We start from the raw sequence: 9,976 nt of genomic DNA, 5'->3' as shown, positions 1-9,976 counted from the left end.
TTGGCGCAGACTCTACATTAAGGTGAGGGATTTCGCGGGGGGCAGGTCAGCGATACGGCCCTCGGTTGCGAAGTGGGCCGGGTTGAACGCTTCGTCGTACTGCCCGGACTGATCCAGCAAGACATCGAAGAACTGAACAACGATGTCATGGTCGACAGCCGGCGCATTTTGCTCCTCGACGATGAAGGCGCCGAAAAGACCGCGGCTGACCTGATCGTAAGACAGGTAATGCGAGTGATACCAATACGTGCCGGCATCCGGGACGCCGAATTGATAACGATACGAGTCGCCCGGAATGACCACATCCTGAGTGAGGACGTTGACACCATCCATCCGATTTGGAACCCGCAACCCATGCCAGTGAACGAGAGCGCCCTCCTCCAATCGGTTATCGAGGGTAATGCGGGCGGTTTGTCCTTGTCGCATTCTGACTTCTGGGCCCGGCAGACCACCGTTGAAGCCCAACATCGACACGTCGTACCCAGCAAGGTGCGCCTTGATCGATTGGGGCGCGAGGATCAACTCGTGTGTCGCTGCTGGCAAGCGGGTACCAGCCAGCGCAACGGTCATCCCGCCAAGGAAAGACCTCCGGCTCAAAGACAATTCCGTCACCTCATGAATGATAGACTGGCTTTCGCCAACTGCCGCACTTGTGCCATTTCCGGAAGAGGAACTTCAAGGCGACAGAACACTCCTCACGCCGTTGTCACTTTGGGATACAGGAAGACGCGGGCGCCGATTTCAACGCGTTCGTACAGATCCTTCACATGTTCATTCGTCAACCGCGCGCATCCATTCGACACGGCAGACCCAATTGTCTCCGGGGCGTTCGTTCCATGAATGCGAAGATAGGTATCGCGTCCCTCGGCATCGTAGAGATAGAGCGCGCGGGCCCCGAGCGGGTTGTTTGGCCCGCCTTTCAGTCCATCCTTGTACTTTGCGTATTTGCGTGGCTCGCGCCGGATCATGGCGTTCGTTGGCCGCCACCATGGTCATTTGGCCTTGCGCGCTACCGTGAACTCTCCGGGTTCGTACAAACCTTTGCGCCCTACCCCGACCCCGTAGCGGATCGCCATCCCGTCCTCGAGCATGAAATAAAGGAAAAAATCGTCGGGAACGACGTGGACATCGCCTTTAACCCAGTCACCACGACGGGTGTTTACCAATTGTGGTTCGAACCGTTCGGGCAATTTGACTTTGTGGGCCCAGGCAGTTGTGGGCAGAAAGCAACCCATCGCTCCGGCACAAATCAATTCTCGTCTCGTGAAATTCTGCATGGCGCGATCTCCTCGGACCCATGAAAATTCAGTGCGCGTCAGGGGCAAAGAAAAGAAGCCGTGAACCGGGGCAAACGACGCGCCTTTGTTGCCTTGAAACTACGAAAATTCGTGCTTTTGGAACTCTCCAGCGCTGGAATGTTGTTGTTTTACAGAGAACTGCAAGGAGGTGACTGGAAATGCACTACTCACGATTCTTTATGATGATCGGAACATCGACCGTGGTCATGTTCGTTCTGATGTACCTGAACACCTATCTTTGGGGCCATATCTTCTTTTCGGAGACACGCCTTTACATGGCCATCCTGATGGGGGCGACCATGGCCGTGATCATGTTGGCGTACATGTTGTCCATGTATCAGAACACCAAAGCCAACATCGCGATTTTCGTTGGCGCAATAGTCCTTTTCGCGGCGAGCCTCTGGCTGGTTCGCGGGCAATTCACGGTGCAGGACAGGTCCTACATGCGCGCCATGATCCCGCACCACTCGATCGCCATCATGACGTCGACTCGTGCCGAGATCACCGACCCGCGCGTCCGGGGGCTCGCAGACGACATTATCTATGCGCAGGACAAGGAAATCGCCGAAATGCGCTACCTTATTGCTGACATTGGAGCAAACGGCGAAGCATCGGCCACGCGAAGCGAAACGCCGGCGCAGGTTGTGGATGCGCAACAGGCGCTTCAAACGGAGGTCGTGTCGAAGGTCGATCCTGAGTTTCTGACGGAAGACGAAATCGCTGCGGTGTTCCCGAATGGCGGAAATTGCCGCTTTGCTTACACCTCGGACAGTCCGGCTGTACTGGTGACTGGTGAAACCGGCGAAGGGTCTGCCGCCGCTATGAAGATAAGCGGTGACTTGGTGCGCCTCACAGCGCAGGGCGAAAATGCATTTTCTGAAGGCCCGCTGTCGGCCGAGATCGCAGAGACGAACGGTGACCTGACCGATCTGATCGTCAGCGCCGGAACCGACTACGAAGCCGGGTTCCGTGGTCAACTTACGTGCAGCGGATAAGGAGGAAAGGACATGCCCCGCGACACAGACAGTAAATCCGCGCAGCTTTATCGCATGGTCATGCCGGGCCATGTCTGCCCCTACGGTCTGAAATCGAAAGACCTGCTGGAGCGGCAAGGCTTCGAGGTGGAAGACCATCCGCTTGACACCCGTGAAGACACCGATGCTTTCATGGAGAAGCACGGGGTCGAGACGACGCCGCAGACTTTCATCGGGGACGAACGGATCGGCGGTTACGATGATCTCAGGGTGTTTTTCGACATTGACCCACCCGAGGAAGAGCAAAGCGACACGACCTACCAGCCGGTCATCGCGATCTTTTCCGTTGCCGCGCTGTTGGCATTGGGCCTGTCTTGGCACCAGTACGGGTCGGTCCTTACCTTGCGGGGGTTCGAATGGTTCATTTCGCTGTCCATGACCATTCTCGCGATCCAGAAATTGCAGGATGTCGAAGGGTTTTCGACGATGTTCCTCAACTACGATCTGCTGGCGCGCAAATGGGTGCGATACGGCAAGGTCTACCCGTTCGGCGAAGCGTTGGCAGGTGTCCTGATGACTGCCGGCGCGCTGCTGTGGCTCTCGGCGCCTGTCGCCCTGTTTATCGGCACGGTAGGCGCTGTCAGCGTGTTCAAGGCTGTTTATATCGACAAGAGAGAGCTGAAATGCGCCTGCGTCGGCGGTGACAGTTCCGTCCCGCTGGGGTTCATTTCGCTGACGGAAAACCTGATGATGATCTTCATGGGTATCTGGATGCCGGTCCGCGCGATCTGGTTCTGAGGTACAGCCCCTTCTTGCCTGTCACTTGGCCAACCGCTCCGGCGACAGATCCTCGATGATGGGGCAGTCGGGCCGGTGATCCCCGGCACATTTTTCCACCAGTTCGGCGAGCGTCGCGCGCATGGATTGCAGTTTCGCGATCTTTTCCTCGATCTGGCGCAGATGGTCTTCCGCAACCGCCTTCACTTGCATGCTTTCGCGCTTTTCATCCTCGTAGAGCGACAGGAGCGTCCTGCAATCTTCGATGGTGAACCCCAAGGCCCGTGCGCGACCCAGAAACGCCAGCTTGTGAACGTGGTTCTCGGTGAACGCGCGATAGCCGTTCTCGCTACGGTTCGGGCGGATCAGACCGATGTCCTCGTAGTAGCGGATCGTCTTGGCGGGCACACCCGATTGACGGGCAACGTCTCCGATGTTCATGTCGGACCTCCGTTATTCTGCTGGAGCAGGAGTGGCGGCTGCCATCTCTGCCGGGATTGCGCGCTGCTCGTCCATCGCAGGCGCGATGCGCCGCAGCCGCAGGGCATTGGTCAGGACAAACACCGAGGACAACGCCATCGCACCCGCCGCAAGGATTGGTGACAGGAGCAACCCAAAGGCCGGATAGAGCACCCCGGCAGCGACCGGAATAAGTGCCACGTTGTAGGCAAAGGCCCAGAACAGGTTCTGCCGGATGTTGCGCATGGTCCGCCGCGATACTTCGAAGGCGTTCACCACGCCGCGCAAATCGCCCGACATCAGGACGACATCCGCAGATTCGATGGCCACATCGGTGCCGGTTCCAATGGCGATGCCCACATCGGCATGCGCCAGCGCCGGGGCGTCGTTGATCCCGTCGCCGACAAAGGCGATGCGCTTGTTCCCTTGGCGCAAACTGTCGAGCGCCGCAACCTTGCCGTCCGGCAGGACGCCGGCGATGGCGTGGTCGATACCGGTTTCGCGGGCGATGGCTTCGGCGGTTTCGCGTTTGTCGCCGGTGATCATCGCAACCGCAAGACCCTTTTCGTGCAGCGCCGCGATGGCTGCGCGGCTTGCCGGTTTGACCGGATCGGCCACGCCGATCACGGCGGCGACACGCCCATCTATGGCAGCGTAAAGCGCCGTGCGACCCTTGCTTGCGATCTTCGTTTCCTCTGGAGCCAATGCCGAGACGTCAATGCCTTCGCGCGCCATGTAGCGGTCGGCCCCAACCAACACCTCCACGTCTTCGACCACGGCGCGCACGCCGTAACCTGTGACCGATTGAAAGCCTTCGGCCGCCACAAGAGGTGCGCCCTCGGCCCGCGCGGCCCGCACGATGGCGTCCGCGACAGGATGCTCGGAGAGCGACTCCACGGCAGCGATCTTCGAGAGCGTTGTTGGGCGATCGAACCCTTCCGCCAGCACAAGGTCAGTCAGTGCGGGTCGCCCCTCGGTCACCGTGCCTGTTTTGTCGAGGGCGACCACATCAACGGAATCAAGTTGCTGCAAGGCGTCACCTTTACGGAACAGGACACCCATTTCCGCAGCACGTCCCGTCCCGACCATGATCGAGGTCGGCGTCGCAAGCCCCATCGCGCAGGGGCACGCGATGATGAGCACCGACACACCGGCGACCAGCGCCATCGTCAGGGCCGGATCAGGCCCGAAAAACAGCCAGACCAGCACGGTCGCCGCCGCGATCGCCATCACGGCAGGCACGAACCACAAGGTGATCCGGTCGACCAATCCCTGGATCGGCAGTTTGGCGCCCTGGGCCTCTTCGACCATGCGAATAATCTGCGCCAGGGTCGTGTCGGCGCCGACCCGCGTGGCGAGGAACTGCAGGCTTCCGGCGCCGTTGACCGTCCCGCCGGTCACCGTATCTCCGGCACCTTTTTCAGCGGGGATCGGCTCGCCTGTCAGCATGCTTTCGTCGACGCGGCTGGTCCCCTCGATGACCTCGCCATCGACCGCGATGCGTTCACCAGGGCGCACGATGACGATGTCACCCTGAACCAGCGCATCGATCTCGATCTCGACGCTTTCTCCGTCCCGCATCACGCGTGCAGTCCGCGCCTGAAGCCCTAATAGCTTCTGGATGGCCGCGCCCGTTCTCCCCTTGGCGCGCGCTTCAAGAAACCGCCCCAGAAGGATCAGAACGACGATGACCGCTGCCGCCTCGAAATAGACGGTGCGCAGCGTGTCAGGCAGGACCGGCGGTACGAATGTCGCAACCACGGAATAAAGGTAAGCCGCCCCGGTGCCGACCGCGACGAGGCTGTTCATGTCGGGGGCACCCCGGAACAAGGCCGGGAAACCCTTGGTGTAAAACGTCCGGCCCGGGCCGAAGAGAACGATTGTCGTCAGCACGAACTGAAGAAGCCAACTCGTCTGCTGGCCAATCGTGGTCTCGATCAGCATATGAACGGCCGGAATGACGTGGCCACCCATTTCGATCAGGAAGACCGGCAAGGCGAGGATGGCCGCAAAGGTGACCCGTTTGGCAAGCGCCTGAGCCTCTTCCTCCTTGCGCGCAACTCTGTCGTCACCGGCCTGGGCCGTTGCCACGGTTGCTGGATACCCTGCCGCGCCGCTTGATTCGATCAGATCGGATGTCGTGACAAGACCTTCGACGTAAACGACCGTCGCCGTCTCTGAGGCGAGGTTGACGTTCACCTCGACCACCCCGGGCACCGCGGCAAGCGCCTTATCGACCCGCCCGACGCAAGAGGCACAGGACATCGCTGCAATCGTGAGTTCGGCCCTGGCCTTCCGCGCGTGGTAGCCCAGCTCGCGAAGGGATTCGATGATGTCGGGAATGCGCTTGAGCGCGTCCACGCTCATGCGAGCAGTTTCCGAGGCAAGGTTCACCGACACATCCTCTACGCCGTCGATTGCATTCAATGCGCGATCGACCCTGCCAACGCAGGACGCGCATGACATGCCTTCGATCGGCAGGCTGATCTGTTTGGGTTCGGGCATATGCGTCACCTGTTTTTCCATTCGAAGTGGAATATGAGGCTTCCAGTTACTGGAGGGTCAATGGGAGGGCGCCAAATAAATTTCTTCACTTGACCTTCCAGCGGGGGGAAGCCCCATGTCACCGATAGAAATCAGATCAAGGAGTGGTTCCGATGAAGTTCAGCGTTCCGGACATGAGCTGTGGGCATTGCACCGCAGCAATCGAAAGCGCGGTGAAGAGCGCAGATCCGAATGCAGGCGTAGAATGTGACCTTTCTGCCCGACAGGTGCATGTCGACAGCGTGTTACCAGCCGATCAGGTCCAAGCGATCATTCGGGATGCGGGCTACAACGTGGAACCTGCGGCCGCTTGATGCAGTGCCTGGACCACCCAAGGGTGGTCCGGGCACAGAATTTCAGTCTTCGACTTTGCGGGCTTCCTCGACCAAGTCGGCAAGCTGCGCCTTTTCGACGAAGCCCGGGACCAGCGCATCCCCGATCACGAAAGACGGCGTGCCGTTAAAGCCCAGAGCTTGGGTCAGTTGCATGGAGGTCGCAATGTGCTCTTCGACCTCGGGGGCCTCCATGTCCTTGCGCAACTGCGCGATATCCAGGCCGATCTCCTCGGCCACGCGCAGCACGGAGGCCTCTTCCGCGCGGCCTTCCAGCCCCATCATTGCCCAGTGAAACTCTTCGTATTTGTCCTGCTTGCGCGCTGCCAAGGCCGCTTTCGCGGCAAACACCGATCCGTCTCCGAGAATGGGCCATTCACGATAGACGAGGCGAATGTTGGGATCGTCTTCGATCAAAGCCCGCACCTCGGGTTTGACCCGCCGACAATAGGGACAGTTGTAGTCGAAAAATTCCACAACAGTGACGTCCCCTTCCAGGTTGCCGAGAACCGGCGCATTCGGATCGTTCTCGATCAGATCGCGCTGGTCATTCAGAACTTGGGCCTGACTGAGCTCCTGCGCTTGCGCCTGCCTTTGTTCGAGGATCGCCACGGCCTCCATGACAATCTCCGGGTTCTCGCGGATTGCCTCGAGCACAAGTTCCTTGACCCGGGACTCTGACAGTTCGTCCGCGAGTGCCGGTATCGGAAGCAAGGCAGCTATCGCGACCGTCGTGAAGGCTTGTCTGAAACGCATTTTAGTTCTCTCCCCGTTGTTCGTCGGCTTCTGTCCGCGCGGCCTGGACTTCGCGGATGCGGTCTGGCCAGGTGGACCGGATGAAGGCCAGGATGTTGTGAATTTGCTGGTCGGTCAGCACGTCTGCGAAACCGGGCATGCCACTGTCGAATTCGACGCCCTGACGCGCCAGAAGCGTTGCACCCCCCAGTTTTGTGTAATCGAAGAGCAGGCTGTCAGGATGATGCCAGGTGTGACCCGTCTCATCATGTGGTGGTGCTGGCAGGCGCCCATCCGCGCCGGGCGTTCGCCATTCCGGCTGGCCTTCCAGACCCGCGCCATGACAAGACGCACAGTTTTCTGCGTAGAGCAACGCGCCTTCTTCGATGTCGTAGCTCTCCGCCCTGGACGCGCTGCCGACATCCGAGGATGCACTGGTCGAGAGCCAATACGTGAAGGCGGCTGCTGCGACAGTGATCGGAAGGGACCAAACGAGATATCTCATGTGACCCGTATCCAGGTTGTCATGCCAGATGCGGCGTGGCTGAGCATGTGGCAATGGAACAGCCACTTGCCGGGATTGTCTGCCGTAAAGGCGATCTCCCGGGACTCGTTGCCGGCCAACAGGATCGTGTCCCGCATCGGCCCGAACGCGCCGTCGGGGCGCAGCTCGCGGAAATGCATCCCGTGCAGGTGCATCGCATGTGGGAAAACGGTCTGGTTCTCGATCTTCAGGCGCACCGGCTCGTTCAGGGATAGATCGGCCAGTGGCGTGTCGGTCATTTCGGCGACATCATTCAGGGCCCAGAATTTGCCCGCTTGGGCAAGCTGACGGAATCCAAGACGTTCCCCGCCAAGCAATGCGGACTGCATTCGCCCCATTGCCCCGCCGGACATGACCAGTCGCAAATCACGCGCATCGGCAAGGTCCGGGGCGTGTGCCGCGGGGTTCGGCGGCAACGGCAGTGGCTTGCCTCTTGGTACTGAACTGGCTGTGCCGTTGACCAGAAAACTCACCAACGGGGTCAGTTGATCATCATCGCCGATGCGAAGCAATTGGGCGGTGCCGCCTTCGTCTTCGGTCACATCCACAATTAAGTCGACGCGCTGTGCCGGGCCGAGGATCAACTCGCCGTCAACCGACTGGGGTTGGCCGGTTGGCATTCCATCCACGGCCACCGTCCAGCCACTGAATCCAGAGAGCCTCAGCGGGAAAATTCGAGCGCTTGCTGCGTTGATGATCCGCAAGCGAATGCGTTCGTTGCGCTTCGCGGGCAAGGTCAGGTCATAGCGCCCATTGGTCGTGATAAAGTTGCCGATGCGTCCACCGTGGCTCATCATCATAGGCTGTTCGAAATTGTCGAACAGCTGCCCGCTCTCAGGGTCGAGCAACCAGTCCTCCAGAACGATGACTTCCTCGCGGTCTATGTCCGGTCCATCGACCTCTTCGACGATCAAGGCACCGCGCAAACCACGCGCGACTTGCTCGTATGAGCGATTATGCGCGTGATACCAATAGGTGCCCGCGTCCGGTACGACGAAGTCGTAGTCAAAGGTTTCACCTGGTGCCACGGCTTTCTGGGTCAGTCCTGAAACGCCATCCATCGCGTTATCGATCCGGATTCCGTGCCAGTGAACCGAACTGGGATCGGGTACCTCGTTGCGGAACCTGCGACGCACCCGATCGCCTTGTGCAACCCGGATTTCCGGGGCCGGAACAAGACCGTCATAGCCCCAGATCTCTGTTTCCGGGTAGGTGTCCGGAAGAAGTTGTCGACGCGCAACCTTGGTAACCACGTCCTCGAACGGGGTTGCGGCATAAGCCGACCGCGGGATGGCGGCCGCACAGGCCGCCAGAGTTGCATTGCGCAAGAAATCCCGACGTGTTTGTTTCATTTCGATCCTCGAGAAAGCGGGGGCGTGTCGCCCCCGCGTGATGTTAGTTCGAAGCGGAGTTCTCCGCCTCGACCGTGTCCTTGTTCAGTAGGAAAAGCGCCATCGCTTCGCGATCGGCAGGTGTCAGAAACCGAGTTCCCTCGCGAACCACTTCCGCCATGCTGCCGCCGAAAGCATCGCCCGAAGGGGTGATGCCGGTCTGGAGCGCATAAGCGAGGTTTGAAACCGTCCAGTCATTTTTGACCAGGTCTTTTGGCCGTATCGCGGGGGCCTTGCTGCCACCGGGAAGCTGGGCGTTGCCTGCAAAGGAAGCACCGATATCGCGGCCTCCCGCAAGATTGCGCGGCGTATGGCAGGCTCCGCAATGTGCCGCACCGCGCACCAATTCCCGTCCTCGATTCCATGCGTCGCTTCGCCCTTCAATCGGTTCGGTATCCGGATCGTAGAAGAACGCCGCTCGCCAGAGCTTCAGCCCCCATCGTTGGTCGAATGGGAAGCTGACATCATTTTCTGGTGCAGGCTCGTCCACGGGCGGCACGGTTTGAAACGCCGCCCAGAGGTCAGCGATATCCTGATCAGAAAAATCCGCATAGAAGGTGTACGGGAAAGACGGATAGTACGGCGTTCCATCGGGGCCGATGCCTTGCCGCACGGCTTTTGCGAACTGTTCTGCCGTCCATTCGCCCATGCCATGTTCCGGGTCTGTCGTCAGGTTGGGCGGGTAGAACGTTCCGAACGGGGTTTCGAGCGGCGCCCCTCCGGCAAGTGGTGCGCCGCCCGCTTCAAAATTGGTATGACAGGCAATGCACCCACTGGCGCGCGCCAGATATGCGCCCCGGTCGACATTGCCCTCTATTGCAATCGGAGTCACTGCACTGCCGACAGGCCATGCAATCACGACGCCGAGGCTGGCCGCGCCCAGCACGGCGGCCCCGCTGACGAGTGTCAAGAACCGGCGCAT

Annotated in this window: 11 protein-coding genes and 1 pseudogene; 3 read left to right on the top strand and 9 right to left on the bottom strand. The window is 60.0% G+C overall.

The genetic code is table 11. From position 1 onward, the window contains the following. Window positions 1–12: 12 nt before the first annotated feature. From ATO9_RS21925 to ATO9_RS21915, 3 genes and pseudogenes are all read right to left on the bottom strand, one after another. A complete protein-coding gene (locus ATO9_RS21925; protein ID WP_238318844.1) occupies window positions 13–570 on the bottom strand; it encodes a multicopper oxidase domain-containing protein in 558 nt (185 codons plus the stop codon). Between the two features lie 125 nt (window positions 571–695). Then, window positions 696–977, bottom strand: a pseudogene (locus ATO9_RS24970) (L,D-transpeptidase); the annotation flags it as partial. Window positions 978–992: 15 nt separating this feature from the next. Then, complete coding sequence (locus tag ATO9_RS21915; protein ID WP_043754583.1) at window positions 993–1,277, bottom strand: L,D-transpeptidase family protein; 285 nt, start codon at window positions 1,275–1,277, stop codon at window positions 993–995. Window positions 1,278–1,456: 179 nt separating this feature from the next. Here ATO9_RS21915 and ATO9_RS21910 point away from each other — a divergent pair, with 179 nt between their 5' ends. Next, window positions 1,457–2,293 (top strand): DUF305 domain-containing protein, encoded by an 837-nt coding sequence (locus tag ATO9_RS21910; protein ID WP_202902175.1) that lies wholly within the window; start codon window positions 1,457–1,459, stop codon window positions 2,291–2,293. 12 nt (window positions 2,294–2,305) lie between these two features. Then, complete coding sequence (locus ATO9_RS21905) at window positions 2,306–3,070, top strand: MauE/DoxX family redox-associated membrane protein (protein WP_012187037.1); 765 nt, start codon at window positions 2,306–2,308, stop codon at window positions 3,068–3,070. Between the two features lie 21 nt (window positions 3,071–3,091). Here the strand turns inward: ATO9_RS21905 and cueR are convergent, their stop codons facing one another. Beyond that, window positions 3,092–3,490 (bottom strand): Cu(I)-responsive transcriptional regulator, encoded by a 399-nt coding sequence (gene cueR, locus ATO9_RS21900; RefSeq protein WP_043754579.1) that lies wholly within the window; start codon window positions 3,488–3,490, stop codon window positions 3,092–3,094. Window positions 3,491–3,502: 12 nt separating this feature from the next. Continuing rightward, the gene (locus tag ATO9_RS21895; protein ID WP_043754584.1) at window positions 3,503–6,013 is read right to left on the bottom strand and encodes a heavy metal translocating P-type ATPase; all 2,511 of its coding nucleotides are present in this window, start codon (window positions 6,011–6,013) and stop codon (window positions 3,503–3,505) included. Between the two features lie 152 nt (window positions 6,014–6,165). Here ATO9_RS21895 and ATO9_RS21890 point away from each other — a divergent pair, with 152 nt between their 5' ends. After that, window positions 6,166–6,366, top strand: a complete 201-nt coding sequence (locus ATO9_RS21890; protein ID WP_007803412.1) for a heavy-metal-associated domain-containing protein — start codon at window positions 6,166–6,168, stop codon at window positions 6,364–6,366. Window positions 6,367–6,408: 42 nt separating this feature from the next. Here ATO9_RS21890 and ATO9_RS21885 read toward each other — a convergent pair whose 3' ends face one another. Genes ATO9_RS21885 through ATO9_RS21870 form a run of 4 tightly spaced genes read right to left on the bottom strand, consistent with a single transcriptional unit; the run spans window position 6,409 to window position 9,976 of the window. Beyond that, on the bottom strand, window positions 6,409–7,140 hold the full coding sequence (locus ATO9_RS21885; RefSeq protein ID WP_009807488.1) for a DsbA family protein: 732 nt from the start codon (window positions 7,138–7,140) through the stop codon (window positions 6,409–6,411). Window position 7,141: 1 nt separating this feature from the next. Further along, window positions 7,142–7,624, bottom strand: a complete 483-nt coding sequence (locus ATO9_RS21880) for a c-type cytochrome (protein ID WP_043754577.1) — start codon at window positions 7,622–7,624, stop codon at window positions 7,142–7,144. Next, on the bottom strand, window positions 7,621–9,015 hold the full coding sequence (locus ATO9_RS21875; RefSeq protein ID WP_043754575.1) for a multicopper oxidase family protein: 1,395 nt from the start codon (window positions 9,013–9,015) through the stop codon (window positions 7,621–7,623). The genes ATO9_RS21880 and ATO9_RS21875 overlap by 4 nt, the downstream gene beginning before the upstream one ends. Before the next feature lie 43 nt (window positions 9,016–9,058). Next, window positions 9,059–9,976, bottom strand: a complete 918-nt coding sequence (locus ATO9_RS21870) for a c-type cytochrome (protein WP_043754573.1) — start codon at window positions 9,974–9,976, stop codon at window positions 9,059–9,061.

The sequence above is a fragment of the Pseudooceanicola atlanticus genome, assembly GCF_000768315.1.
Lineage (GTDB): Bacteria > Pseudomonadota > Alphaproteobacteria > Rhodobacterales > Rhodobacteraceae > Pseudooceanicola > Pseudooceanicola atlanticus.
Note: the sequence above shows the minus strand (reverse complement) of the source record. Positions and strands in the feature narration are given on the sequence as shown.

Bases quoted from the DNA above. Each gene is read 5' to 3' on its own strand.
- ATO9_RS21875 (WP_043754575.1), bottom strand. From the start codon at position 9,015: ATGAAACAAACACGTCGGGATTTCTTGCGCAATGCAACTCTGGCGGCC.
- ATO9_RS21910 (WP_202902175.1), top strand. From the start codon at position 1,457: ATGCACTACTCACGATTCTTTATGATGATCGGAACATCGACCGTGGTC.
- ATO9_RS21915 (WP_043754583.1), bottom strand. From the start codon at position 1,277: ATGCAGAATTTCACGAGACGAGAATTGATTTGTGCCGGAGCGATGGGT.
- ATO9_RS21885 (WP_009807488.1), bottom strand. From the start codon at position 7,140: ATGCGTTTCAGACAAGCCTTCACGACGGTCGCGATAGCTGCCTTGCTT.
- ATO9_RS21895 (WP_043754584.1), bottom strand. From the start codon at position 6,013: ATGCCCGAACCCAAACAGATCAGCCTGCCGATCGAAGGCATGTCATGC.
- ATO9_RS21880 (WP_043754577.1), bottom strand. From the start codon at position 7,624: ATGAGATATCTCGTTTGGTCCCTTCCGATCACTGTCGCAGCAGCCGCC.
- cueR (WP_043754579.1), bottom strand. From the start codon at position 3,490: ATGAACATCGGAGACGTTGCCCGTCAATCGGGTGTGCCCGCCAAGACG.
- ATO9_RS21890 (WP_007803412.1), top strand. From the start codon at position 6,166: ATGAAGTTCAGCGTTCCGGACATGAGCTGTGGGCATTGCACCGCAGCA.
- ATO9_RS21870 (WP_043754573.1), bottom strand. From the start codon at position 9,976: ATGCGCCGGTTCTTGACACTCGTCAGCGGGGCCGCCGTGCTGGGCGCG.
- ATO9_RS21925 (WP_238318844.1), bottom strand. From the start codon at position 570: ATGACCGTTGCGCTGGCTGGTACCCGCTTGCCAGCAGCGACACACGAG.
- ATO9_RS21905 (WP_012187037.1), top strand. From the start codon at position 2,306: ATGCCCCGCGACACAGACAGTAAATCCGCGCAGCTTTATCGCATGGTC.